Origin of the sequence: Nonomuraea sp. NPDC049709 (assembly GCF_040674815.1) — a bacterium.
In the GTDB taxonomy this organism is placed as follows: domain Bacteria; phylum Actinomycetota; class Actinomycetes; order Streptosporangiales; family Streptosporangiaceae; genus Nonomuraea.
The window spans coordinates 393,731-416,924 of record NZ_JBFANM010000001.1 but is presented as its reverse complement, the minus strand read 5'-3'; the positions used below and the strand labels follow the sequence as shown (position 1 = coordinate 416,924).

Annotated in this window: 25 protein-coding genes; 13 read left to right on the top strand and 12 right to left on the bottom strand. The window is 72.9% G+C overall.

Annotation, left to right across the window (positions count from 1 at the left end):
* On the top strand, positions 1-1,777 hold a 1,777-nt coding region (locus tag AB0J69_RS02145; protein WP_364111860.1), incomplete at its 5' end, for a peptidase domain-containing ABC transporter.
* On the opposite strand, the gene AB0J69_RS02140 is transcribed toward AB0J69_RS02145, so the two are convergent.
* The 4 genes from AB0J69_RS02140 to AB0J69_RS02125 form a co-directional block, all read right to left on the bottom strand.
* Positions 1,778-3,988: a polysaccharide lyase 8 family protein gene (locus AB0J69_RS02140; protein WP_364111858.1), complete on the bottom strand. Its 2,211-nt coding sequence runs from the start codon at positions 3,986-3,988 to the stop codon at positions 1,778-1,780. It lies immediately after the preceding gene.
* A gap of 23 nt (positions 3,989-4,011) precedes the next feature.
* On the bottom strand, positions 4,012-5,235 hold the full coding sequence (locus tag AB0J69_RS02135) for a hypothetical protein (RefSeq protein ID WP_364111856.1): 1,224 nt from the start codon (positions 5,233-5,235) through the stop codon (positions 4,012-4,014).
* Between the two features lie 78 nt (positions 5,236-5,313).
* On the bottom strand, positions 5,314-5,940 hold the full coding sequence (locus AB0J69_RS02130) for an Lrp/AsnC family transcriptional regulator (protein WP_364111854.1): 627 nt from the start codon (positions 5,938-5,940) through the stop codon (positions 5,314-5,316).
* Between the two features lie 38 nt (positions 5,941-5,978).
* Complete coding sequence (locus AB0J69_RS02125) at positions 5,979-6,446, bottom strand: ATP-binding protein (RefSeq protein WP_364111852.1); 468 nt, start codon at positions 6,444-6,446, stop codon at positions 5,979-5,981.
* Between the two features lie 195 nt (positions 6,447-6,641).
* Here AB0J69_RS02125 and AB0J69_RS02120 point away from each other — a divergent pair, with 195 nt between their 5' ends.
* Positions 6,642-6,824: a hypothetical protein gene (locus tag AB0J69_RS02120; protein ID WP_364111850.1), complete on the top strand. Its 183-nt coding sequence runs from the start codon at positions 6,642-6,644 to the stop codon at positions 6,822-6,824.
* Positions 6,821-7,126: a DUF2795 domain-containing protein gene (locus AB0J69_RS02115; protein WP_364111848.1), complete on the top strand. Its 306-nt coding sequence runs from the start codon at positions 6,821-6,823 to the stop codon at positions 7,124-7,126. The genes AB0J69_RS02120 and AB0J69_RS02115 overlap by 4 nt, the downstream gene beginning before the upstream one ends.
* An 85-nt stretch (positions 7,127-7,211) precedes the next feature.
* On the opposite strand, the gene AB0J69_RS02110 is transcribed toward AB0J69_RS02115, so the two are convergent.
* Together AB0J69_RS02110 and AB0J69_RS02105 are read right to left on the bottom strand one after the other, a co-directional pair.
* Entirely contained in the window at positions 7,212-7,913 is a 702-nt protein-coding gene (locus tag AB0J69_RS02110) for a DUF2267 domain-containing protein (RefSeq protein ID WP_364111846.1), read from the bottom strand.
* Between the two features lie 68 nt (positions 7,914-7,981).
* Entirely contained in the window at positions 7,982-10,258 is a 2,277-nt protein-coding gene (locus AB0J69_RS02105; RefSeq protein WP_364111844.1) for a xanthine dehydrogenase family protein molybdopterin-binding subunit, read from the bottom strand.
* A gap of 73 nt (positions 10,259-10,331) precedes the next feature.
* On the opposite strand from AB0J69_RS02105, the gene AB0J69_RS02100 reads away from it, so the two are divergent.
* The gene (locus AB0J69_RS02100) at positions 10,332-10,802 is read left to right on the top strand and encodes an MSMEG_6728 family protein (protein ID WP_364111842.1); all 471 of its coding nucleotides are present in this window, start codon (positions 10,332-10,334) and stop codon (positions 10,800-10,802) included.
* A 64-nt stretch (positions 10,803-10,866) separates the two neighbouring features.
* Here the strand turns inward: AB0J69_RS02100 and AB0J69_RS02095 are convergent, their stop codons facing one another.
* Genes AB0J69_RS02095 through AB0J69_RS02085 form a run of 3 tightly spaced genes read right to left on the bottom strand, consistent with a single transcriptional unit; the run spans position 10,867 to position 13,735 of the window.
* The gene (locus AB0J69_RS02095; protein ID WP_364111840.1) at positions 10,867-12,327 is read right to left on the bottom strand and encodes a multicopper oxidase family protein; all 1,461 of its coding nucleotides are present in this window, start codon (positions 12,325-12,327) and stop codon (positions 10,867-10,869) included.
* Positions 12,324-12,728 carry a hypothetical protein gene (locus AB0J69_RS02090; RefSeq protein WP_364111838.1) on the bottom strand — a complete coding sequence of 135 codons (405 nt, stop codon included), beginning with the start codon at positions 12,726-12,728 and terminating at the stop codon, positions 12,324-12,326. Before AB0J69_RS02090 ends, AB0J69_RS02095 begins: the two co-directional genes overlap by 4 nt.
* Positions 12,725-13,735, bottom strand: a complete 1,011-nt coding sequence (locus AB0J69_RS02085) for a carboxymuconolactone decarboxylase family protein (protein ID WP_364111836.1) — start codon at positions 13,733-13,735, stop codon at positions 12,725-12,727. Before AB0J69_RS02085 ends, AB0J69_RS02090 begins: the two co-directional genes overlap by 4 nt.
* Positions 13,736-13,930: 195 nt before the next feature.
* On the opposite strand from AB0J69_RS02085, the gene AB0J69_RS02080 reads away from it, so the two are divergent.
* The 6 genes from AB0J69_RS02080 (at position 13,931) to AB0J69_RS02055 (ending at position 18,985) form a co-directional block, all read left to right on the top strand.
* Entirely contained in the window at positions 13,931-15,133 is a 1,203-nt protein-coding gene (locus AB0J69_RS02080) for a sensor histidine kinase (protein WP_364111834.1), read from the top strand.
* A complete protein-coding gene (locus AB0J69_RS02075; protein ID WP_364111832.1) occupies positions 15,130-15,792 on the top strand; it encodes a response regulator transcription factor in 663 nt (220 codons plus the stop codon). Before AB0J69_RS02080 ends, AB0J69_RS02075 begins: the two co-directional genes overlap by 4 nt.
* Positions 15,793-15,837: 45 nt before the next feature.
* Positions 15,838-16,437, top strand: coding sequence for a sulfite oxidase-like oxidoreductase (locus AB0J69_RS02070; RefSeq protein ID WP_364111830.1), 600 nt, complete (start codon positions 15,838-15,840; stop codon positions 16,435-16,437).
* Entirely contained in the window at positions 16,438-17,163 is a 726-nt protein-coding gene (locus AB0J69_RS02065) for a ferredoxin reductase (RefSeq protein ID WP_364111828.1), read from the top strand.
* A gap of 1 nt (position 17,164) precedes the next feature.
* On the top strand, positions 17,165-17,431 hold the full coding sequence (locus AB0J69_RS02060) for a DUF6510 family protein (RefSeq protein WP_364111826.1): 267 nt from the start codon (positions 17,165-17,167) through the stop codon (positions 17,429-17,431).
* Between the two features lie 150 nt (positions 17,432-17,581).
* The gene (locus AB0J69_RS02055; RefSeq protein ID WP_364111824.1) at positions 17,582-18,985 is read left to right on the top strand and encodes an LCP family protein; all 1,404 of its coding nucleotides are present in this window, start codon (positions 17,582-17,584) and stop codon (positions 18,983-18,985) included.
* 3 nt (positions 18,986-18,988) lie between these two features.
* Here AB0J69_RS02055 and AB0J69_RS02050 read toward each other — a convergent pair whose 3' ends face one another.
* Together AB0J69_RS02050 and AB0J69_RS02045 are read right to left on the bottom strand one after the other, a co-directional pair.
* Positions 18,989-19,555: an NAD(P)-binding domain-containing protein gene (locus tag AB0J69_RS02050; protein ID WP_364111822.1), complete on the bottom strand. Its 567-nt coding sequence runs from the start codon at positions 19,553-19,555 to the stop codon at positions 18,989-18,991.
* A 124-nt stretch (positions 19,556-19,679) separates the two neighbouring features.
* Complete coding sequence (locus tag AB0J69_RS02045; protein ID WP_364111820.1) at positions 19,680-20,276, bottom strand: TetR family transcriptional regulator; 597 nt, start codon at positions 20,274-20,276, stop codon at positions 19,680-19,682.
* A 64-nt stretch (positions 20,277-20,340) separates the two neighbouring features.
* Here AB0J69_RS02045 and AB0J69_RS02040 point away from each other — a divergent pair, with 64 nt between their 5' ends.
* Entirely contained in the window at positions 20,341-21,621 is a 1,281-nt protein-coding gene (locus AB0J69_RS02040) for a cytochrome P450 (RefSeq protein ID WP_364111818.1), read from the top strand.
* On the opposite strand, the gene AB0J69_RS02035 is transcribed toward AB0J69_RS02040, so the two are convergent.
* A complete protein-coding gene (locus tag AB0J69_RS02035; protein ID WP_364111816.1) occupies positions 21,584-21,754 on the bottom strand; it encodes a DUF3073 domain-containing protein in 171 nt (56 codons plus the stop codon). The two genes, AB0J69_RS02040 and AB0J69_RS02035, sit on opposite strands and share 38 nt — an antisense overlap.
* 88 nt (positions 21,755-21,842) lie before the next feature.
* Here AB0J69_RS02035 and AB0J69_RS02030 point away from each other — a divergent pair, with 88 nt between their 5' ends.
* Positions 21,843-22,175 carry a metalloregulator ArsR/SmtB family transcription factor gene (locus tag AB0J69_RS02030; protein ID WP_090938046.1) on the top strand — a complete coding sequence of 111 codons (333 nt, stop codon included), beginning with the start codon at positions 21,843-21,845 and terminating at the stop codon, positions 22,173-22,175.
* A gap of 129 nt (positions 22,176-22,304) precedes the next feature.
* Positions 22,305-23,183 (top strand): 1,4-dihydroxy-2-naphthoyl-CoA synthase, encoded by an 879-nt coding sequence (locus tag AB0J69_RS02025; RefSeq protein WP_364111814.1) that lies wholly within the window; start codon positions 22,305-22,307, stop codon positions 23,181-23,183.
* Positions 23,184-23,194 lie beyond the last annotated feature (11 nt).

Here is a 23,194-nt window from a genome sequence, read left to right as displayed (position 1 = left end):
CACGTCGTTCGTCCGGCCCATCGAGTCGACCGCCCCGATCGGGGGGCCCAGCACGGCCGATCCGGGCCGCCGCGGCGCGGCCCTGGGCGTAGCCGGCCTCGGCGCTGGGCGTGCGGACCTCCGGCGCGAGCGGGTCGTCGCCGAACGCGGCCAGCTGGGGCTGGCGCTGCCGCTGTTCTCCGGGCTGCTGGTGGACACGATCGTCCCGTCGCGCGGGGCCGAGGTGCTGTCGCTGCTGGGCATCGCGGTGCTGCTGGCGGGGGCGGCCCAGTTCGTGATCGGGTATCTGCGGGCGGCGCTGCTGGTCGCGGTGCGGGCCAGGGCCGACCAGGAGCTCACCGAGGGGGTGGTCGGTCATCTGGTGGCGCTGCCGTACCGGTATTTCACCCGGCGTGGCAAGGGCGACCTGATGACGCGGGCCGCAAGTGTCTCCCTGCTTGGCGACATCCTCACCGGGCAGGTCGTCGCGGCGCTGCTGGACGGGCCGCTCGCCGTGGGCTACCTCGTGCTGGTCTACCTCTGGGACCCCGTCTTCGGGCTGGCGCTGACCGGGGTGGCCGCGGTGCAGACGGTCCTGCTGCTGGGCACCACGCGCCGGATCGCCTCGCTCACCCAGCAGGAGCTGACCGCGCTGTCCGCCTCGCAGAGCAGCCTCATCCAGGCGATCAGCGGGATCGAGACGCTGAAGGCGTCGGGGGCCGAGCGGCGGGCCGTGGAGCAGTGGTCGGCGCACTTCACCAGGCAGCTCAACGCCGACGTGCGGAGCGGGCTCACCAGGGGGCTGCTGGAGGCGGCGCTGTCGGCGATCCGGGTGATGGCGCCGCTCGGGCTGCTGTGGCTGGGCGCCTGGCGGGTGCTGGACGGGCAGCTCACGCTGGGCACCCTGATCGCGCTGAACGCCGTCGCGCTCGGCGCGCTGACCCCGCTGGGCTCCCTGATGACGGGACTGCAGAGCCTGCAGCAGGCGGGCGCGCACTTCGACCGCCTGTCGGACATCCTGGCCTCCGAGCCGGAGCCGAGCGACGGCATCGAGGTGCTGCGGCTGCGCGGCGCGGTCGAGCTGCGCGACGTGAGCTTCCGCCACGACCCCCGGGGGCCGTGGACGGTGCGGAACGTCTCGGTCGCCATCCGGCCGGGGCAGAAGGTCGCGCTGGTGGGGGCGTCCGGCTCGGGCAAGAGCACGCTCGCCCGCCTGCTGCTCGCGCTGCACACCCCCGTCGAAGGCGAGATCAGGTACGACGGCGTCCCGGCCGCCGAGCTGAACCTGCGTACGCTGCGCCGCCAGTTCGGCGTGGTCACCCAGGACCCCTCGCTGTTCAACGGCTCGATCAGGGACAACATCGCGCTGAACGACCCCGTCGCCTCCCTGGACCGGGTGGTCTCCGCGGCCCGGCTGGCGGCCCTGCACGAGGAGATCATGGCGATGCCCATGGGGTACGAGACGATGCTCACCGACGGCGGCGGCCTGTCCGGCGGCCAGCGGCAGCGCCTCGCCCTGGCCCGCGCGGTGCTGTCGCGGCCCAAGGTCCTGCTGCTGGACGAGGCCACCAGCAACCTCGACAGCGCCACCGAGGCGGTCATCGAGGCCAACCTCGGCGCGCTCGTGCAGACCAGGATCGTGATCGCCCACCGGCTGAGCACGGTCAGGGACGCCGACCTGATCCTGGTGGTGGACTCGGGCCGGATCGTGCAGCGCGGCACCCATGACGAGCTGATGGCCAGAGGTGGCGCGTACGCCGAGCTCGTCGCCGCCCAGACCGTGCTCAGAGCGGGCTGATCAGAGGTCGAGCCGCACGGTGGCCGTCACCGAGGCACCCTCCAGACCGGCCGTCCGACCGAACCTGAGCGAGCCGCCGGCCAGGAGGGCGTCGCCGTCCAGCACCTCCGCCACCGGCCGGGCCCAGGTCACGGCCAGCTCGTCGAGGTCGCACCGGGGGTCGGCGACGGTCAGCGTGGCGGTCCCGCCAGGCTGCTCGCGGAGCAGGACCGCGCACGGGGCGGAGGCGGTCAGGTCGCCGGCGGTCCCGGCGGTCCAGAAGCAGGCCGCCGTGAGTCCCAGCGCGGGCACGTGGACGGCCTGCAGGCGTGCGGTGTTGGCGAGCACCCGCACCCGGCCGGGGTCGGCGGCGCGGGCCCGTGTCTCCTCACGGCTCGCGCCGGGCAGCAGGACGTAGGAGTAGCCCGCCGAGCGCGGATCGACCCCGTGCTCCAGCCAGAGCGTCACGTAGTCGCGGGTCGCCCCGCCGCCGGTCCGGCTCTCCCTGAGCGTGCGCAGGGCCTGCCCGCCGGGCACCAGGTAGCCGCCGTGGCCCTCGACGTGCGCCCAGCCCGCCCCCACGGTGAGCTCCGCCCCCGTCCTGCGGTTGTCCACGATCGTCTCGACCGCCGCGCCGTCCCCGCCGGTGATGCCCGCGCCCAGGCAGACCACCGCGTCGTCCAGGAAGAACCACGACTTGAACGCCTCCATCGTGCTCTCCAGGCCGCTCAGGTGCTGGCCGACGGCCGCGTACGTGCCGTCGGTCGCGCCGCCCACCCAGCGCCACGGCGTGCGGGTGTCGCCCCAGGCCGCGCCCGCCCCGTCGGGCAGCCGCCGGGTGGAGACCGTCGTGCCCGGCAGCCGGTAGGGGTCCACGGTCGGCCAGAAGGAGTCGGAGTAGTGGTCGCCGTGGCCCTCGGCCCACCAGTAGAGCATTCCCGAGCCGGTGTGCCAGCCGCGCAGGTTCTCGCCGTTGCCGTGCTCGTAGTGGCCGATCCGGTGCGAGGCCATGCTGAGCGCCGCGCACCAGCCCGGGCCGCGGTGCACCGCCCTGGCGCTCATCGGCAGCAGCCGGTGCCCGAGCGGCTCGGCCGCCGCGGGCACGGCGTCATCGTCCATGATCGCCGCCAGGCGGGTGTGGAAGGCGGGCCCGGCCTGCGCCGGCATCGGCCGGTACGTGCTGCGCGCCGCCCACCCCTTGACCATGGCGTGCCAGCGCGCCCGCTGGACCGCCGGGGCGCTCTCCCCCAGCAGCAACACCGCGGCGGCGATCTCCCGCCCACGCTCGTGGTCGCCGAAGGGCCGCCGGCCGATCCCCCTGCCGCGTACGAGGTCCATGCAGGCCCCGTCGCGGACGAAGGGCGCGAACGACCGCTCGACCAGGTCGAAGACGCTCCGGTCTTCGATCTCCCACGGCGAACCGCGCAGCACCGCGTACAGCGTGGCCAGCCCCGACAGCAGCGTCACCCCGTAGGCGCCCTGGTAGGGCACGTAGGAGTGCTGGATGAACGACCCGTCGCGGTAGAACCCGTCGCCCTCGGAGACTGTCGGGAACACCGGCGACAGCGCCGACACCGCCAGCGCGGCCTTGCCGTGGTCGTCGTCGAGCATGGCCCGCAGCAGCGTCACCACGCACAGGTCCACGCGGTTGGCGGCGGTGCTGTTGCCGCCGTAGCGGCCGAGACGGTTTTCCGGCACGAAGTGGTCGACGGCCTCCGCCAGGGCCGCGCTCCGGCTCCCGCCGAGGTCCGTCAGCACGGCGGCGTCGAGCAGCGCCTTCGGCACGCCGATCTCCCAGTGCCACCAGTTGCCCGGTGCTCCGGCGCCGGCCGGGTAGACGTGCCGCCGGTAGTGGTCCACTCCCTCGGCGACGGCCTCGGCGAGACCGGCGTCGCCGGTAACCCCGGTCCCCTCCAGCGCGTACGCCTGCGCCATGGTGCGCAGCCGCCGCGGCGTGGCCACGAACGACGGGAACGCCTGGTCGGGCCAGAGCGAGGCGGGCCCGGGCGCCATGGTGTCGCGGTATCGGGCGGCGGCCCGGCCCAGCGCGAGGTGCGGCGCCGCCGCGGGGCCGGGCGCGGGCCCCGCCGTCACTTCCCGCCAGCGGCGGCGCAGCAGCACGAAGGTGTCGTCGGGCGTGTACGCCGCCCGCGCGGGGGCCAGCGCCCCGATGGTCCCGGCCGCGGCCACGCCGCCGAGCCGGAGGAATGATCGCCTGGATGGCCGGCGCACGCCTCGATTATCACGTACGCCCGTCACCCACGGCGCAGGCCCGTGAACCAGTCGAGCACCTGTGGCAGCGAGCGGGACGCCGAGGTCATGTGATCGACGTCGCCGACATCGGTGAGCGACGCCTTGACCCCGCTCACCCGCAGGTCGCGCAGGCAGAGGCGGGAGTTGGCGATGGCCACGTCCTTGTCGCCGCGCCCGGCGAACAGCCGCACCGGCACGCCGGCCCGCCAGCCCGCGCAGGTGGCGTCGTTGGCCTCCATGGCCCGCAGCACCGCCCCCGACGGCTTGGCGATCCGCTCCAGGTACGCGGCGGTGACCAGGTCGCGCGGCGAGGCGGGCAGCCCGGCCGCGATCTGGTCGAAGCTGTGGTGGCCGTCGAACAACTTCTCCACCCCCGGGTCGCGGAACACCTCCGACGGAGAGTCGTAGAAGTGGTGCAGCCGGTTCATCGAGACCGTCCAGTAGGCCAGGTAGAACGTCGCGCTGTGCGGGTCGAGGCGGCCGGCGAGCAACGCGGGGAGCTCGGCCCTGCGCACGTGGTACGGCCCCGCGATCGGCGCCACCGCCCGCAGCCGGTACGCCGGGTCGTCACGCAGCGACTTGCCCAGTGCCATGGCCGCGTGCCCGCCCTGGGAGAAGCCGGTGACCAGCACGTCGCCGCTCAGCGTCCGTCCCTGCCGCCGGGCCAGCTCCCCCGCGGCCCGCAGCAGGTCGGCGGAGGCCGACGCCTCGGTGGCCGCGTCCATGTACGGGTGGAAGCCGGGCCCCGTGCCCAGACCGAGGTAGTCGGGCGCCACCCCGGCGAACCCCGCGGCGGCGAACATCAGCGGCACCGCCCGCCCGTCCCCGTCCGCGACCGACCCGGCCCCCGCCTTGGTGGGCAGCGTGCCGTGCCCGTAGCTGACCGTCCACAGCCCCTTCCTGGACCTGGCGGGCAGCGCGACGACGCCGCTGGCCGTGGTCGGCGTCCCATCCACCCCGATGGTGCGGTAGACGACGGCGTACAGGTCGGCGCCCTGCGGCCGGGCGGGCACGGGGAACTTCGCGCCGGTGAGGTAGGCGGTGACCTGCTCGGCCGATAACCGGGCCAGCAGGTTCGCCGAGACGATCGAGCCCCTGTCGTCGATCGTCACGGTGTGCGCGGCGGGAGCACCGGTCGCCGCCAGCGCCGCCGGGGCGGTCGCGGTGGCCAGCACGAGCCCGGCACAGGCCAGGGCGAGCAGCCGGGTCCTCATGGAAGTCTTCATGGCTCAGAACGCTACGAATTCCGGCGGTCGGCCCCCAGCCTGTGCTCCGCCCAACCGCCGGTAGTGCCTGCCCCACCGTCAGACGGGGAGCACGGCCCCCGCCCGCTTGACGGTCCTGATGATCGGCCCGGTCTCGATGTGCCGGATCGCGGGCAGCGCGCCCAAGCTGTCGGTCAGGTAGCGGTAGAGCTCCGCGTCGTCGCGGCACACGATGCTGGCCGTCAGGTTGGTCGGCCCGGTCGTCGCACCGGCGAACGCCACCTCCGGATGCCCGGCCAGCGCCCGCCCGGTCGCGTCGAGCTCGGCCGGCGGCACCGACATCCACAGCTGTGCCTCCACCCGGTAGCCGAGCAGCGCGGGCAGCACGTCCATGTCGAAGAAGAGCGCGCCCGCGGAGCAGAGCTGCTCCATGCGCCGCGTGACCGTCGACTCCGACCAGCCCGTCACCGCCGCCAGGTCCGCGTAGCCGGTCCGGCCGTCCACCGAGAGCGCGTCCAGCAGCGCCTGGTCGCCGGAGCCGAGCACGACCCGCTCGCCCTCGCCCCGCCGCCGGTAGAGCCGCGCGCCCGCCAGGTGCGCCACCTGGTCAGGTGAGAGCGCGGCCAGGCCCGCCCAGCCGATCCGCCCGCCCACGAACAGGTGCAGGGTCCGGTGCGCCGACACCGACAGCACCCGGTTGGTCCGGGCCGGCTTGTGCAGCAGCAACGACTCGCGCTCCCGCGGCGTGCACAGCGGCGACGAATCTAGACGCCGGCTCTGATCGGCACCACGTTGCCGGGCGTGCCCTGGCGCGGCAGCGCGAACCACGTGGCCTTCCCGACCAGGTCGGGCTGGGTGACGTAGCGCTGGGGGTGGCAGCCGTAGAAGCCGTCGGAGAGCCTGGCGATGATGCGCAGCCCGCGCCCGTGCTCGGCCGCCAGGTCCGGAGGAGCCGGGGCGGGCAGCAGCGGGCTGCTGTCGACCACCACGCACATGATCTCTTTTGCGTCCACGTGAAGACCGAGTTCGTACGGGCTGTCACCGTACATGAGGGCATTGGTGATCAATTCGCTCACCATGAGGACGGCGTCGTCCACGAGTTCGGGAGAAAGGGCGAGTTCCGCCAATTCCGCGCGAATGATGGCTCGTGCGTGACGGACTGTCCGTGCGTCCTCGCGCAGCGGCCACGCGTACTGCTTCCGGCTCCGGTGAGTCGATCGCAGCCTGCTCATGGCTTCTCTCTCCTGGGCTGAGGGGCAGCGAATGCGCATTTCGCTCAACAAGAGGACCTACTTATGGGTTGACGTACACCGCTGTCGAAACGTGTACGTACGGGAAGGCGTTTTGGGTCGATTTTTCGGCGAGAAATCATCATTCTTTTGCCAGCCGCTCGAAACGGCAGCACCGGGCCGGGTACGGACACCCGCATGAGCAGTCCTGACGAGAACGCACCCAAGACCGACTCCAAGCCCCGCCAAGACGCCGGCCGCAGACCGGCCGAGCGCGGCCCGCGGCCCGCACCTCCCAAGCCCGCCGGGCGCATGGCGCTGGAGCAGGCGCTGTCGGAGGCGGGCAAGGACCTCGAAGACCTCACCAGGGGGTCAGCATGAAGCTGCACGACACGCGTCCCGTCGCCGACGCGCTGAACAGTCTCGACTTCCCGGCCGACAAGGAGAGCATCGTGGCGCACGCCCGCTCCCACGGGGCCGTGGAGGTCGCGGAGCGGGCCCTGCGGTCACTGCCCCTCGGCGATTACGCGAGCATGGCGGAGGTGCTGCGCTCGGTGCCCGTCGACCCCGCGCCGGACCGTACCGTGAACGAGCGCGTCCAGCAGCACCGTCGGCAGGGGCGCAAGGCGGGGCTGGCCGAGAGCATGCGCCCGTCCCGGCCCAAGCCCATAGACGAGGTGTGACCTCCTGGGCCGTCCGAGCGACGACGGCCAGAAAATATCGGAAGAGCGGGCGGCCGGTCAGGGCCGCCCCCATCAGCGCCGCCGGTCAGGGACGGCCGATGCCGGCGCCGATCTCCTCGATCAGCGCGTCCACCCTCCTGGCCAGCGCCACGTCCAGCGACGTGACCGCCCCGACCGACACCGTGCGCACCAGGATGGCCAGCCCGTCGGCGGTGTCGTGGAGCTGCGGCTGCCGGCCGTAGGTGACCTTGAGCCGGTCGAGCGCACGCCGGACCGCGCGCAGGTTCTCCCGCGGCAGCGCGATGACCCGGCGCAGCCCGGACCGGTCGCCGCTCCACATCGGCAGCGAGCGCAGCGCCGAGTCGATCTCGGACGAAGTCAGCGGGGCGCTGTGCCCCTTGGGGCCGGTGATGCCGCCACCGCTCTCCGGCGGCGCGAAGAGCCCCCGTACCTGCTCGGGAATGTGCAGCCGGGCCACGAGCTCGGGGTCCTGCTCGGCCAGCGCCGCGAGCACGGCCTGCGCCCTGATCCTGGCCTGCTCGGGCGGGCGGCGGCCGAGCAGGGCGGCCTGCCGGACGAAGCCCTCCTCCGTGCCGTCGTTGCCCGGGCGGTCCATGGGGAAGTCGTTGGTCAGCTCGGGCGGCAGCGCGTCGATGAGCTCACGCCGGTCCTCCCCGTCCAGCGTGCGGGCCAGCGTGGTCAGCGTGGCCTCGGCGGCCGCCCTGGCCGGTCCGGACCCCAGACCCGTCATGCGGCCGATCGAAGCCAGCAGCTCCTGGTATTCCATGGTGTCCCCCGATCCGGCGTTCAGGCTCCTCGTTCCCAGGTCGGAGCCCTCGACACCTGGACCCGCGGCTACAGCAGGGACCACACGGCGGCCGGGGTCAGGGGCACGTCGGCGACCCTGCCGGCGGCCTCCGGGAGGGCCGCGGCGACCGCGTTGGCGATGGCCGCGGGCGGGCCGATCGTGCCGGACTCCCCGACGCCCTTCATGCCGCCCGGCGTGACCGGCGAGGGCGTCTCCATCAGCACGACCTCGATGTCGGGCACCTCCCGCGTGGTCGGCGGGTAGTAGTCGATGATCGGCTGGCCGTCGTCGGTGTAGACGATCTCCTCGGTCAGCGCCTCGCCGATCCCCTGGGCCACGCCGCCGCGGATCTGCCCCTCCACCACGGCCGGGTTGACCAGCACGCCGGAGTCGTTGACCACCCAGTAGCCCTCCACCTCGACGGCCCCGGTATCGGGATCGACGGCCACGGCCGCCGCGTGCGCCCCGTACGCGAACGTGTAGCCCGGCGGGTCGTAGCTCACCCGTTCCTCCAGGCCCGGGGCGACGCCCTCGGGCAGGTCCCAGCCACGCCACGCCGACGTGGCCAGCTCCCGCAGCGTCACCGAGGCCCGCGGGTCGCCCTTCACCCGCACGGCCCCGTCGGCGATCTCCAGGTCGTCGGCCGCCGCCTCCAGCCGGTGCGCGGCGATGGCCAGCAGCTTGTCGCGCAGCCGCTCGGCGGCCCGGACGAGCGCCCCGCCGCCGAGCGGCAGCGAGCGGCTCGCGATCGACCCGACCGACGAGTACGGAGTCGCCGCCGTGTCGCCCAGCACCACCCGCACCCGCTCGATGGGCACCCCCACCCGGTCGGCCGCGAGCTGGGCCAGCGTCGTCTCGATGCCCTGCCCGATCGCGACCACCCCCGAGGACACCACCACCGACGCGTCCTGGTCCATGCGCAGGACCGCCGTCTCGTAACCGCCCGCCGCCATGCCGATGGCCTTCATGTCCATCGAGGGGCCCATGCCGGTCGACTCGACGTGGCAGGCGTAGCCCACGCCGCGCCGGCGCCCGTCGTCCTTGGTGACCGGCCGCACCAGGTCGCGCAGGGTGCGCAGGGCACGGGGGTAGTCGCCGGAGTCGTACGTCTGGAACACCCGCGTCGTGTACGGCAGCTCGTCCGGCCGCACCATGTTGCGCAGCCGCAGCTCGATCCGGTCGATCCCGAGCCTGCGCGCCGCCTCGTCGATCAGCCGCTCCCTGGTCAGGGTGCCCTCCGGCTGGCCGAAGCCGCGGTAGGAGCCGGTCGGTGTGGTCGTGGTGACGACACCGCGCACGCGCACCGCGAAGCGGTCGAACCGGTAGGGACCCGGCAGCAGCGTGGCCGTGACCGCGAACGTCGAGCCGCCGGAGTTCGAGGGGTGGGCACCGAGGTCGCCGAGCACGTCCACGTACATCGCCACGAACCGCCCGTCGCCGTCCAGCGCCAGCCGCGCCCGGTGCACCGCCTGCCGCGCCGGCAGCGTGGCGATCAGCCGGTCGCCCGGCGACTCCGTCCAGCTCACCGGGCGGCCCGAGCGCATCGCGGCCAGGCAGACGAGCGCCTCGTCGGGGTAGACGTGCTCCTTGGCGCCGAACCCGCCGCCGGTGTCGCGGCTGATCACGCGTACCCGGTCGTGGGTGAGCCCGAGCGCGTCCGCCAGGTGCTCGCGCACGTGGTGCGGGGCCTGGGAGGAGATGTGCACGGTCAGCTCCTCGTCGGCGTAGGCCGCCACCACGCCGCGCGGCTCCAGCGGGTACGGCGAGACCCGGCCCGTCCTGAACGTCATCTCGACGACGTGCTCGGCCCCCTCCACGGCGGCCAGGCAGTCGTCATCCCCCATCGTGTAGTCGGAGATCAGGTTGCTGCCCAGGTCGGGGTAGAGCAGCGGGGCGTCGCCGGCCAGCGCCCGCTCCGCGCCGACGGTCGCGGGCAGCTCGTCCAGGTCCAGGTCGAGCACGTCGGCGGCGTCCCTGGCGGCCTGCGGCGTGCGGGCGACGACGAGGACGAGCGGCTGGCCGACGTACCTGATCGCCTCGTCCAGCACCGGGTAGGAGGTGAGGCTCTGGCCGGGCATCACGTTGACGCACGGCAGGCGGAGGCCGGCGGCCTCGGCCGGGGTGATGACGTCGAGCACCCCGTCGACGGCCCAGGCCGCCTTGGCGTCGCAGCCGATCAGCCGGCCGTGCGCGATAGGGCTGCGTACGACGTACGCGTGGGCCATGTCCGGCAGCCGGACCCCTCCGACGTACCTGCCCTTGCCGATCAGCAGTCTGGCGTCTTCCCGTCGCGGCGTCCGCGCGCCGACATACGCGTCTCCCATGGCCTGATTGTGAGCGCCACCTGCCGGACGGTCTATACGATCCGCGAGAAGGAGCACGTCAGCGGGGGTACTGATGCAGACTTTCCTGCCATATCCGGACTTCGCGGCCACAGCTGCGGTCCTCGACCCGCTGCGGCTGGGCAAGCAGCGGGTCGAGACCCTGCAGATCCTGCGCGCCCTCACCGTCCCCGGGTACGGCTGGCGCCACCATCCCGTCGTCAGGATGTGGGCGGGTTACGAGGAGGCGCTCGTACGCTACGGCCTGGAGATGTGCGGCCAGTGGTGCTCCCTGGGCCGGGCCGACACCTGCGCCGGCACGATGACGGCGGAGCTGGCCGGGCATCGGGGCACGGCCGGCGTGCGCCCGCAGGCCGAGCTGGCGGCGGCCGGCGAGCTGCCGCCCTGGCTGGGCGACGAGAAGCTGCACCTCAGCCACCGCTCGGCCCTCCTGCGCAAGGACCCGGGCTTCTACCGGCCGATCTTCGGCGACGAGCCGGACGACCTGGACTACGTCTGGCCGCGCTCTGACCGCCTGCCCGGCTGACCGCTCTGCCCGGCCGACCGGGCCGACCGGGCCGACCGCTCTGCCCGGCTGCCCGGCAGACCGCTCACACCACCTCGAAGGCGGCCATCATGGCCATGTCCTCGTGTTCGAGGTTGTGGCAGTGCAGGACGTACCGGCCCCGGTAGTCGGTGAAGCGGGTGACGATCTCGACGGTCTGCGCGTCGCGCAACTCGACGGTGTCCTTCCACTCGGGTGGCCCCTGCGGGCGCTCGCCGTTGACCGACAGCACCTGGAAGGCGTCGAGGTGCAGGTGCACCGGGTGCGCGACGTCGCTGGTCAGCCGCCAGACCTCGATGTCGCCGAGCTTGGGCCTGGCCTCCATCCGCTTGGCATCGAACGGCCTGCCGTTGATCAGCCAGCCGGTCCCCCCGTGCATGCTGCCGCTGCTGAAATCGAAGTCCCGCGTCACCGTAGCCTTCGCCGGGTCGAGTGCCTCGACGGTGGACAGCTGCCCCGGCACGGCCGAGTCGTCGGCCTCGTCGCGGTCCACCGCGAAGCGCATCACCCTGGCCTGCGCGCCCTCCCCCGCCAGGTTCCGCAGCTCGACCTGCCCGCCCACCTTGTACGCGGAGAAGTCCACGACCACGTCGGCCCGCTCGCCCGGCGCCAGCCTGAGCCGCCGCACGGTGCGCGGCGCGGCCAGCAACCCGCCGTCGCTGCCGATCTGCACCATCGCCCCGCCGGTGGACAGCTCGTACGCCCGCGCGTTGGAGGCGTTGCACAGCCGCAGCCGGTAACGCGCCCTGGCCACCCGCAGCTCCGGCCACGGCGCCCCGTTGACCAGGATCACGTCGCCGAGCACGCCCCCCATGTACGCCTCCCGCACCCCCGGCCGCCCCTCCAGCGCCGGGTACACCATGGTGCCGTCGGCCGCGAACGACCGGTCGCAGATCAGCAGGGGCAGGTCGCGCTCCCCGGCGGGCAGCGGCAGCGCCGCCTCCTCCGCGTCACTGATCAGGAACATCCCCGCCAGCCCCCGCCAGACCTGCGGGCCGGTGTAGTCCATGCGGTGGTCGTGGTACCAGAGCGTGGCCGCCCGCTGCTCCAGCGGGAACACGTACTCCCGGGAGGCGCCCGGCGCCACCAGGTCCGTGGGGTAGCCGTCGGACTCGGGCGGGGTGTGCCCGTCGTGCAGGTGCAGGACGGTCGGCTCGCCGAGCTGGTTGATCAGTTTCACGACCGTGCGCCGCCCGCTGCGGGCCTGGATGGTGGGGCCGGGGAACGTGCCGCCGTACCCCCAGATCGGCGTCCGCAGCCCGGGCAGCAGCTCCGCCTCGGCCGCCCGCTCGGTCAGCTCGTAGAAGTCCACCCCGCCAGAGCTGCGGACGGGCTTGGCGACCTCGGGGACCGGCAGCGGCACCGCGTACGGCTTGGGCAGCGGCGCCGCGCTGGTCAGGAGCTGCGGCTGCGGGGTGCCGGCGATCAGCGAGCACCCCTGTGCCGCGGTCGCCGTCAGGGCGCCGAGCCCGAGCAGCCGCAGCATGTCGCGCCTGGTGGGGGTCATGCCGTTCCCGGCCGGGCCATGACCCGGAAGAGCTGGGCCACGCCGCCGCCGAACAGCAGCACCCCAAGAGGCAGGTGAACGGTCTTCACATGCATCTCGCCGAGGATCGCCGCCACCACCGTGAACAGCAGCAGCAGCACGGCCGGCGCGATGAACCTGCCGGACCCGCGGCCCGGCCGCCAGACCAGGATGGCGGCGACCAGGTGGAGCACTCCGATGACGGCCAGGGCCATGCCCGAGGCGGCGTGCAGCGCGCGCCCGCCGGGCGTGGACAGGAGCATGCCCGCCGTCACGGCCTGGAACAGCAGGGCGACGACGTGCAGGACCACCACGGCCTTGAGCGTCTGTACGGTCCAGGACGTCGGCGCGGGCCGGGCGGCGAAGGTGTGTTGCGCGGTCATGATCGGTCTCCCAACGATGCTTCGGTGCTTGCGGTAAGGCGGGGCTCCGCGTGCGTGGTGGCCGTGATGGCGCCGAACGCGCAGAGCCGTACCAGGTCCTCGTCCGGGCGGGCGCCGCGCCAGGCGGCCACGTCGGCGTTCGTCACCCGGTACGGCGCGAGCGCGGCGAGCAGGGCGAGCCTGGCCCCTGCCCGGCCCCCGTCGGGCAGGGCGGTCAGCGGCCCGTCCAGCCAGGCGTTCCCCATCGGCGGATGCTCCCCGTCCCAGTCCGCCACCGTCTCCCGCACGAGGGCCCGGGCGGCGTCGGTGAGCAGCTCGCCACCGGACTCCGCGACGGCCCTGAGGGCGGCGTAGGCGGTGCCGGCCGGAGCACCCGCGGCCCAGGCCGGCTCGGGCCCGGCGGGCAGGCCCGAGATCAGCGGCAGGCTCGCGCCCGGAGGCGGCCGCCGGCGCACCGAGCGGGCCATCGCCCGGCCGCCCACGCTCCTGACCAGGCGCGACTTCTGCAGGTTGGCGGGCAGCAGGTTCTCGGTGAGCAGCGCCGAGGCCATGCGGTTGATGAAGTGGAAGGCCAGCGCGGTGCCGACGTACTCGGGCGCGAGCTCGGCAGGGAACGGCGGCCCCCCGCCGCCCCGAGCCCAGGCCAGCAGCGCGGCGTGCGCCGGGTCCTCCGGCGTGTCGCCCCGGGCGATGCTCTCCCCCAGCCGGTGCTCGCCGGTCGCGTGCAGCAGCGTCGTGTGCGCGGCCACGCAGTACGGGCACCGGTTCGCCATCGACACGCCCAGCGCCACGACCTCCTTGCCGGTCCTGGGCGCCCGCCCGGCCAGCAGCGACTCGCGCAGCAGGGCCCATGTCGCGGCCAGCACCTCCTCCGCCGGCGACAGGGTCAGGAACACCGGCATGCGTGCCAGGCCGAAGTCGTTCGCGAGCTGCGCGTACACCCCGGCGATCCGGCCGGTCGCGGCCTGCGCCGTTACCGGGGTGACGTAACGGAAGGAGCCGGCCATCATCGGCCCCCGAGGTGGATCGTGTCCATAAGCGCACATCGTGCTGCCGGCACCCGCCGCCGGTCGTCGTGCGCGGGGAGTCTTCTGCCCTACCGCCCGGGGCGCAGGATCGGCGCGGGTACATCCCCGGGAGTAGTGCCGAAATCCGCCCGGGCGCCGAGGGACGTTTCCCCTTACAGGCTCTAATGTGCAGGAATGAGCTTTGTGCGCGGATGGCGCCCTCTCGCCATGGACGCGGCTCTGGCAGTCGTGGTGGGCGCCATGTTGTGGCTCACCGTGGTGGTCAACCCCAGCGCGGGGACCATCGACTTCGTCGCCGTCCTGATCGGCTCGGCCGCACTCGTCGGCTGGCGCCGGGCACCTCTCGTGCCGCTGGTGGTCAGCACGATCTGCATGCTCGTCTACTCGGCTCACGCGCAGCCGGGCCCGCCCGTCGCCTTCCCCGTGCTCGTGGCGGTGTTCGGCTCGGTGCGTACGGGCCGCAGGCTGCTGCCCACGCTGGCCGGCGTGGTTTTCCTGGGCACCACCCTGGCGGTGAACCTGGCCAAGGCCCCCGGGGGCGACCCGCAGGCGATCGTGCAGAACACGACGCTGCTGCTGGGCTGGTTCCTGGCCGCCGCGGTGATGGGGACGGTGACCAGGCACCGGCAGGCGTACCTGGAACAGGCCGAGCAGCGCGCGGCGGAGGCCGAGCGCACCCGGGAGGAGGTCGCCCGCCGCCGGGCGGGCGAGGAGCGGTTGCGCATCGCCAGGGAGCTGCACGACTCGCTCACCCACTGCATCTCGGTCATCAAGGTGCAGGCCGGGGTGGCCGTCCACCTGGCGCGCAAGCGCGGCGACGAGGTGCCGGCGTCGCTGCTGGCCATCCAGGAGGCCAGCGGGGACGCCATGCGCGAGCTGCGCGCCACGCTGGAGGTGCTGCGCGACACCGACGACCGGGACGGCCCGGAGAGCGACCCCGGCCAGGAGGGCGGCGTGCCCGCGGCCAGTGGCCTCGACCGGCTCGACGACCTGGTGGACCGGGCCCGCTCGACCGGCCTGCCCGCCACGGTGACCGTCTCCGGCCGGCGCCGGGAGCTGCCCGCCGAGGTGGACCGGGCCGCGTACCGGATCGTGCAGGAGGCGCTCACCAACGTCTCCAGGCACGCGGGCGGCGCCGCCGCCTCGGTGCGCATCGACTACGGCGGCGACGAGCTGGTCGTGCAGGTGGACGACGACGGCACGGCCAGCGCGGACGCGCCGCCCGCGCCCGGCGTGGGCCTGCTCGGCATGCGCGAGCGCGTCACGGCCCTCGGCGGCCGGCTGCGGGCCGAGCCCCGGGCCGAGGGCGGCTTCACCGTACGCGCGGAGCTCCCGCTGCGGGTGCCCGCGGAGCTCGCCATGGGGGACCCGACGTGATCCGCGTGCTGCTCGTGGACGACCAGGCGCTCATCCGCGGCGGCTTCCGCGCGCTGCTGGAGGCCGAGGACGACTTCGAGGTGGTGGCCGAGGCCGCGAACGGCGAGCAGGCCATCGCCCTGGCCCTGGAGCACCTGCCCGACGTGGCGCTCGTCGACGTGCAGATGCCCGTGATGGACGGCATCGAGGCGACCCGGCGGATCGCCGCCGACGAGCGGCTCAGCGGCGTCCACGTGGTGATCCTCACCAACTACGGCCTCGACGAGTACGTCTTCGACGCCCTCCGGGCGGGCGCCGGCGGCTTCCTGGTCAAGGACACCGAGCCCGAGGACCTGCTGCAGGGCGTCAGGGTGGCGGCCCGCGGCGATGCCCTGCTGTCCCCCGCGATCACCCGCCGCCTGATCGGCGAGTACGTCGCCCGCCGCCCGGAGCCGGAGCCCGAGGGGCTGGACGTGCTCACCAACCGCGAGCGGGAGGTGACCGCGCTGGTCGCCCGCGGCCTGTCGAACGACGAGATCGCCGCGCACATGGTGATCAGCCCGACCACCGCCAAGACGCACGTCAGCAGGGCCATGACCAAGCTGCGCGCCCGCGACCGGGCCCAGCTCGTGGTCTTCGCCTACGAGTCCGGGCTGGTGACGCCACGGGCGGGTCGGTGACGCCCTCCCGCGGCGTGCGTGGTGAAATGGGGCTCAGGAGGCGACGTGGGCATCATTTCGCGGGGTTTTCAGGGGAAACGCAGAGACGCGGGCGACCGGCTGCCGCCCGGCCAATACCTGGTCGAGGACTTCCCGGTGCTGTCGGCGGGGCCGACGCCACGGATCCCGCCGGACCGGTGGGAGTTCACCATCGACACCGAGGCGGAGCAGACGCACCGGTGGTCGTGGGAGGAGTTCATGGCGCTGCCCAGCGAGACTCCCACGGTGGACATCCACTGCGTCACCAAGTGGACGAAGCTGGACACCACGTGGGAGGGCGTCTCACTCGACGTGCTGTTCGAGGACGTCGAGACCGCCGCTGAATACGCGCTGGTCCACTCCTACGGCGGCTACACCACGAACCTGCCCCTGGAGGACCTCCTCGACGGCAAGGCGTGGATCGCGCACCGCTTCGACGGCGAGGAGCTGGAGCCCCGGCACGGCGGGCCGGCCCGGCTGATCGTCCCGCACCTGTACTTCTGGAAGTCGGCCAAGTGGGTGCGCGGCATCCGGCTGCTGAACGAGGACTGGCCCGGCTTCTGGGAGACCGCCGGATACAACAACTACGGCGACCCGTGGCGCGAGCAGCGCTACGAGGGCGACTAGGTGCGCCGCCTGGTCTGGCGGCCGGCCGAGCTGGTCGAGAGCGTCGCAGAGACCGCCGTCGCCCGCACCCTGCGCTTCCGGGTGCCCGGCTGGCCGGGGCACCTGGCGGGCCAGCACGTCGACGTGCGGCTGACGGCCGACGACGGCTACACGGCGCAGCGCAGCTACTCGATTGCCGCGCCGGCCGACGGCGACCTGGTCGAGCTGACCGTGGAGACCGTGCCCGACGGTGAGGTGTCGCCGTACCTGAACGAGGTGATGCAGGTCGGCGACCAGGTCGAGATCCGCGGGCCCGTGGGCGGCTGGTTCGTCTGGCGTACGGAGAGCAAGGCGCCGGTGCTCCTGGTCGGCGGCGGGTCGGGGATCGTGCCGCTGATGGCCATGATCAGGGCGCGCCGGCTGGCGGGCAGCCGCGTACCGTTCCGCCTGATCTACTCCCTGCGCGACCCCGAGCGCCGCTACTACGCCGAGGAGCTGCGCCGCCCGGACCCGGGGCTCGACCTCACCTACCTCTACACCAGGTCGGCGCCGGACGGGCTGTCCCGCCCGGCCGGCCGCATCATGCTGGACGACCTGGCCGAGGGCGGCTGGCCGGCCTCGTTCGAGCCCGACTGCTACGTCTGCGGGCCCACGGCCTTCGTGGAGTCGGCGGCCGACCTGCTGCTCGCGCTCGGGCACGCCCCCGAGCGCATTCGAACCGAACGTTTCGGTCCCACCGGAGGCTGACATGACCGCAGAACACCTGGACGGCAACGCGCTGGCGGGCCCGCTGGGCGAGATCTTCGCGGTGGACGTGACCTCCGCGACCGGCCGCTGCGCGAGCTGCGGCCTGACCGGCCCGGTCGCCTCGCTCCGCGTGTACGGCCCCGACCCCGGCCTGGTGGCCCGCTGCCCCGGCTGCGAGGAGGTCGTCCTCAGGCTGGTACGAGCCCCCGGCACGGCCTGGCTCGACCTGCGCGGCACGGTGTCCCTGCGGATGAACGTCCCCGACTGAGTTGACCGGCTGAGTTGGCCGAGTGAGCTGACTGGGGACGCGGGACCGTGCCCGACCGAGTACGATCGGGCACGTTCAACGGCCGAGATCTGTACGGCGAGGCTCTTGGCCATGGGCGGCGGCCCTCGGCCCCGTCCCTGTTGGAGTCACGTGAGCAGCGGGCTTGTCGACGCGCCGCCTTCCGAGCCCGGCGCGCCCCGGCGGCGTCGCCGTCCCTGGCTGCGCTGGGCGATCGCGGTCACGGTGGCCGTGGTCCTCCTGGTCGTCGGCGCGGCGGTGGGCGTCTTCGCCCGGCTGACCGGCAACATCAAGCACGACGACGTCACCGCCGAGGATCTCGGCGCCACCCGCCCGCCCAAGGTCGCCGGCACCGCCATGAACGTCCTGGTCGTCGGCTCCGACCAGCGCGACGGCAAGAACGCAAGATACGGCCGGGTCGCGGGCGAGCGCACCGACACGATCATGCTGGTCCACGTGTCGTCCAAGCGCGACAACGCGATGGTCGTCAGCTTCCCGCGCGACTCGCTCGTCCAGCTCCCCGCCTGCCGCGCCACCGGCGCCTTCCCGGGGCAGCGGGCGCACCTCGGCATGATCAACGAGTCGTTCAACTCCGGCGGCATCGGCTGCACCTGGAAGACGATCGAGTCGCTCACCCACGTCCACATCGACCACTTCGTGAAGGTGGACTTCACCGGCTTCAAGGGCATCGTGAACGCCGTCGGCGGCGTCGAGGTCTGCCTGCCCGAGCCGGTCGACGACAAGAAGGCCCTGCTGCACCTGCCCGCCGGCCGGCAGACGCTCAACGGCGAGCAGGCGCTCGGCTACGTACGCGCCCGCTACAGCCTCGGCGACGGCTCCGACATCGGGCGCATCCAGCGGCAGCAGATGTTCATCGCCTCGATGGTCAAGAAGGTGATGAGCGGCGAGACGCTCACCGACCCCGCCAAGCTCTGGGGCATCCTCGACGCGGGCACCAAGGCCGTCACCACCGACCGCGGGCTGACCTTCGGCGTCATGAAGGATCTGGCGACCAGCCTGCAGGGGATCGACGCCGGCAAGATCCGCTTCATCACCACGCCGTGGCACTACTCCCTCACCCAGCCCGGCCGGGTGGAGTGGGTGCAGCCGCAGGCGGGCCGGCTCTTCCAGATCGTGGCCAAGGACCAGAGCGTCGAGGGCGTCAAGGGCGGCCAGGCCAAGGTGGGCCGCTCGAAGATCCAGGTCGAGCTGCGCAACGGCACCTGGCGCACGGGGCTGGGCACCCAGGTGGCCGCCTTCCTGGAGCAGCGCGGCTATCACATCTCCAAGATCGGCGACACGGCCCGGAAGCCGCAGGCGAAGACCACGATCCTCTACGGCCCGAGCGGCGAGACCCGCGTGCCCACGCTCTCCGGCGACCTCCTGAGGGCCGCTCCCAGGCAGGTGGCGGCCGCCCGTACCAACCGGCTGGTGCTGGTCATCGGGGACGACTGGCAGGGCCTCAAGCCCCTGCGCGCCGACGACACGGAGGCGATCAAGGGCTTCGACGCCACCCACGACACCTGCGCGACCTGACCGTCAGAGAGCCTCGGACAGGCCGCCCCCGTCGATGGCGGTGAACCCGGCGTCCTCGATCAGCGGCACGACGGCCTTCTTGGCCCCGTCGTCGTCGCCCCAGTAGGGCATGTCGGCCCGCGGGCCGCCCCGCTGCCCGGCGGTGCCGAGCTCCAGCAGTTCGTTGGGGTATTTGGTGTTGAACGTACGCACGAGGCGCACGTCGGTGCCGAGCACGTGCTGCTGGTACTGCGGGCTGGTCAGCCCGCCGGGCACGGCCACCACCACGGCCGCGCCGTCCCGCTCGCCGATCGGGTTGCTCGGGTCCACGACGATCTTGCCCGCGAGCGCGTCGCCGAGCTCCTCCACCACCGCCGGGAACGCCTCCCACCCGACCGCCAGGACGACGACCTCACCGAACCGGATGGCCTCGAGCGGCGAGCCGCCCCGGGCCTGGCCGTCGGCGGCTCCCGCGGCGGCCGCCACCCGGGCGGGCTCGGCGTCGCTGAAGAACACGTCGTGGCCCGCCACCGCGAGCAGGCGGCCGAGCGGCGAGCCCAGCCTTCCGGAACCCACGATTCCTATGCGCATGTCTTGATCTCCTCGTCATCGGGGGATCTGCCCAGACCCGCCGGTGACATTCCTCACAGGAGAGACCTTTGCCACGCGCCTCCCATCAGGTGATGGGAACACCCGGCGGGGCAAGGGCGCCGGCTCAGGTGACGAGAGCGCCCAGCGCGCCGAGGGCGTCGACGACCTGGCGGGCGTCCGGCGTGGCGGCCGGGTCGAGGAGCCACTGCAGCATCAGCCCGTCCGAGATCGCCACCAGCACCGACACCATCACCTCGGGCGCCATCGGCAGCTCGACCCCGAGCTCCGCCGCCGCCCGCCGCATCATGTCGGCGCCCGCCACGCGGCTGCGCGCGTAGGCGTCGGCCAGCTTCTCCCGCAGCACGGGCGCGCGCAGCGCCGCCGGGTAGCCCTCCACGCAGAGCACGAGCAGCGGCCGCAGCTCCTCGAACGCGTCGACCAGCTCGGCCATCGCGCGTTCGAGCATCTCCCTGGGGCTGCCCAGCTCGGCGCCGAAGACCGACTTCTCCACCCGCTCGGTCCACTGCTCGAAGACCGCGGCGATGGCCTCGTTGAGCAGCGCGTCCTTGCCGCCGAAGTGGTAGCCGATGGAGGCCAGGTTGGTGCCGGAGGCGGCCACCAGATCTCGGGCGGTCGTGTGGGCATAGCCCTTCTCCTGCAGGCAGCTCACCGCTCCCGCCAGCAGCCGTTCGCGGTATCCACCGGCGTCTGTTCGTGCCACGGGATCCATGCTACAGATGTATACGAGCGTCTATGACGTACGTACATCTACAAGGGAGACGACGATGATCCCTCCGGGACCGAGGCTGCCCGCGGTCGCGCAGACCGCGTGGTTCATGGCCGACGCGCCGCGGGCGTTCGAGAGCTACCACCGCAAGTTCGGGCCGATCTTCACCGTCCGCTACGCCGGCTTCCCTCCGGAGGTCTACGTGACCACCGGCGAGCTCGCCGAGCAGGTCTACCGGACCGACCAGGGCGGCGGCCGCGCGGGCGAGGCGCGGCGGGACTTCCTGGAACACATGGTGGGCGCGCATTCGGTGCTCACGCTGGACGGCGACCCGTGGTGGCGGCACCGCAAGACGCTGAACCCGCCGCTACGCGCCAAGCAGGTCGCCGGCTACCACGACGACATCGCCGCGATCGCGGCGGAGAAGATCGGGACCTGGCCGCTGGGCAGGCCGTTCGCCCTGCGGGACCGCATGCAGGAGATCACGCTGGAGATCATCATCCGGCTGATCTTCGGCATCAGGGACGCCGGCCGCATCGGCCGGCTGCGCGCGCTGCTGCCCGAGCTGATCGAGACCGGCGGCTCCATGCAGTCGACCATGCTGCCCGAGCGGCTGCGCGGGCCCGTGGGCCGGGTGCCGTTCCTGTCGTACGGCCGGTTCCTGCGGCTGCGTGCCGAGGTGGACTCGATCCTGTTCGACGAGATCCGCCGCCGCCGTGCCGCGCCCGGCGGGACCGACGTGCTCGGCCGGCTGCTGGAGACCGAGCTGGGCGACCAGGAGATCCGCGACGAGCTGATCACCATGCTCATCGCCGGGCACGAGACCACCGCGACCGGCCTGGCCTGGGCCTTCGAGAGGCTCCTGCGCATGCCCGAGATCCTGCGGCGGCTGCCGGACGACGAGCCCTACCTCGACGCCGTGGTCAAGGAGGTGCTACGGGTGCGGCCCGTCGTCTACGAGGCGCCAAGGCTGCTCGACGCCCCGCTGCGGCTGGGTGACTACGAGATCCCGGCCGGATGGTACGCCGGACCGTACATCCCGCTCGTGCACCGTGATCCCGCCGCCTTCCCCACGCCCGGACAGTTCCGTCCTGAACGCTTCCTGGAGGGGCACCAGAGCAGGGCCTGGATGCCGTTCGGCGGCGGGCGGCGCTTCTGCGTAGGAGCCCAACTGGCGCTCCTGGAGATGCGCGTCATCATCCGCGAGGTGCTGCACCGCCTGGAGCTCACGGCACCCGATCAGGCACCGGAGGCCAGGCGGCTGAAAAACGTCACCCTGGCACCCGCGAAGCTGACCCGAGTCATCGCCCGCGCTCGGACTCCGGCTCGGACGGCGTAGGCGGGTAGCGGTCCTCGCGTCGCGTGTCCGCGCCCAACTCCTCGCGAAGCCGGTCGTAGTCGATGTTGTGGTTGGTGTACTTCAGCTGGCGAGCGACCTTCGTCTGCTTCGCCTTGGCTCTTCCTCGGCCCATGGCTACTCCCTAGTCCCCGCTGTCCATGCTATCCAACAACGTTACGACTTGAAGAATTATGCAACTGCGCTGGATTAGTCTGGGCTATATGCACGTGGAGGTCCACCAGGCCAAGGCCGACTTCTTCCGAACGCTCGGCCACCCCGCTCGCATCCGAGTGTTGGAGCTACTCCAGGAAGGGCCGCTTCCCGTCAGGGACCTGCTGGCCCAGATCGACATCGAGGCCTCGAGCCTCTCCCAGCAGCTCGCAGTCCTGCGCAGAGCAGGAATCGTGAGCGCCATCCGCGAGGGCAGCACCGTGGTCTACACGCTGGCCACGCCCGAACTGGCCGATCTGCTCGGCGCCGCCCGGCGCATCCTCACCGACATGCTGGCAGATCAGGGGGAACTGCTCGCGGAGTTGCGGGCCGAGGTCACCTAGCCGGCGTCCCAGTGTCAGGGGTCTTCTTGGTACCTCTGGGCGAACGGCCTTCGGACGGCTGCCGGCGTGCCCCCGTCCGTGCCCGGGCGCGGACGGGGGCCGGAAGCCGGATCCGTTAGGCTCTCCGCCATGGTCTCCGAGCTGTTCGATCCCAAGGCGTGGCAGGCGGTCGAGGGATTCGACTTCACCGACATCACCTACCACCGGGCTGTCGACCAGGGCACCGTACGCATCGCCTTCGACCGCCCGGAGGTCCGCAACGCCTTCCGCCCGCAGACGGTGGACGAGCTCCACCGCGCGCTCGACCACGCCCGGCAGACCACCGACGTCGGCTGCGTGCTGCTGACCGGCAACGGGCCCTCGCCCAAGGACGGCGGCTGGGCCTTCTGCTCCGGCGGCGACCAGCGCATCAGGGGCAAGGACGGCTACCAGTACGCCGACGGCACGCCCTCGACCGGCCGCCTGCACATCCTGGAGGTGCAGCGCCTGATCCGCTTCATGCCCAAGGTCGTGATCTGCGTGGTCCCCGGCTGGGCCGCGGGCGGCGGGCACAGCCTGCACGTGGTGGCCGACCTCACCCTGGCCAGCGCGGAGCACGCCCGCTTCAAGCAGACCGACGCCGACGTGGCCAGCTTCGACGGCGGCTTCGGGTCGGCCTATCTGGCCCGGCAGGTCGGGCAGAAGTTCGCCCGCGAGATCTTCTTCCTCGGTGACACCTACACCGCGGCCGACGCCCACCGCATGGGCATGGTCAACGCCGTGGTGCCGCACGAGGAGCTGGAGAAGACGGCTCTGGAGTGGGCGCGCAAGATCAACGGCAAGTCGCCTACGGCGCAGCGGATGCTCAAGTTCGCCTTCAACGCCATCGACGACGGGCTGGTGGGGCAGCAGGTGTTCGCGGGTGAGGCGACGCGGCTGGCGTACATGACGGAGGAGGCCGCCGAGGGGCGCGACTCCTTCCTGGAGAAGCGCGAGCCCGACTGGTCGCCCTTCCCCTGGCACTACTGATCTCCGCCCGC

Bases quoted from the DNA above. Each gene is read 5' to 3' on its own strand.
- AB0J69_RS02060 (WP_364111826.1), top strand. From the start codon at position 17,165: ATGACCGCAGAACACCTGGACGGCAACGCGCTGGCGGGCCCGCTGGGC.
- AB0J69_RS02110 (WP_364111846.1), bottom strand. From the start codon at position 7,913: ATGGAATACCAGGAGCTGCTGGCTTCGATCGGCCGCATGACGGGTCTG.
- AB0J69_RS02035 (WP_364111816.1), bottom strand. From the start codon at position 21,754: ATGGGCCGAGGAAGAGCCAAGGCGAAGCAGACGAAGGTCGCTCGCCAG.
- AB0J69_RS02105 (WP_364111844.1), bottom strand. From the start codon at position 10,258: ATGGGAGACGCGTATGTCGGCGCGCGGACGCCGCGACGGGAAGACGCC.
- AB0J69_RS02085 (WP_364111836.1), bottom strand. From the start codon at position 13,735: ATGGCCGGCTCCTTCCGTTACGTCACCCCGGTAACGGCGCAGGCCGCG.
- AB0J69_RS02040 (WP_364111818.1), top strand. From the start codon at position 20,341: ATGATCCCTCCGGGACCGAGGCTGCCCGCGGTCGCGCAGACCGCGTGG.
- AB0J69_RS02080 (WP_364111834.1), top strand. From the start codon at position 13,931: ATGAGCTTTGTGCGCGGATGGCGCCCTCTCGCCATGGACGCGGCTCTG.
- AB0J69_RS02125 (WP_364111852.1), bottom strand. From the start codon at position 6,446: ATGAGCAGGCTGCGATCGACTCACCGGAGCCGGAAGCAGTACGCGTGG.
- AB0J69_RS02090 (WP_364111838.1), bottom strand. From the start codon at position 12,728: ATGACCGCGCAACACACCTTCGCCGCCCGGCCCGCGCCGACGTCCTGG.
- AB0J69_RS02135 (WP_364111856.1), bottom strand. From the start codon at position 5,235: ATGAAGACTTCCATGAGGACCCGGCTGCTCGCCCTGGCCTGTGCCGGG.
- AB0J69_RS02095 (WP_364111840.1), bottom strand. From the start codon at position 12,327: ATGACCCCCACCAGGCGCGACATGCTGCGGCTGCTCGGGCTCGGCGCC.
- AB0J69_RS02050 (WP_364111822.1), bottom strand. From the start codon at position 19,555: ATGCGCATAGGAATCGTGGGTTCCGGAAGGCTGGGCTCGCCGCTCGGC.
- AB0J69_RS02030 (WP_090938046.1), top strand. From the start codon at position 21,843: ATGCACGTGGAGGTCCACCAGGCCAAGGCCGACTTCTTCCGAACGCTC.
- AB0J69_RS02120 (WP_364111850.1), top strand. From the start codon at position 6,642: ATGAGCAGTCCTGACGAGAACGCACCCAAGACCGACTCCAAGCCCCGC.
- AB0J69_RS02025 (WP_364111814.1), top strand. From the start codon at position 22,305: ATGGTCTCCGAGCTGTTCGATCCCAAGGCGTGGCAGGCGGTCGAGGGA.
- AB0J69_RS02100 (WP_364111842.1), top strand. From the start codon at position 10,332: ATGCAGACTTTCCTGCCATATCCGGACTTCGCGGCCACAGCTGCGGTC.
- AB0J69_RS02115 (WP_364111848.1), top strand. From the start codon at position 6,821: ATGAAGCTGCACGACACGCGTCCCGTCGCCGACGCGCTGAACAGTCTC.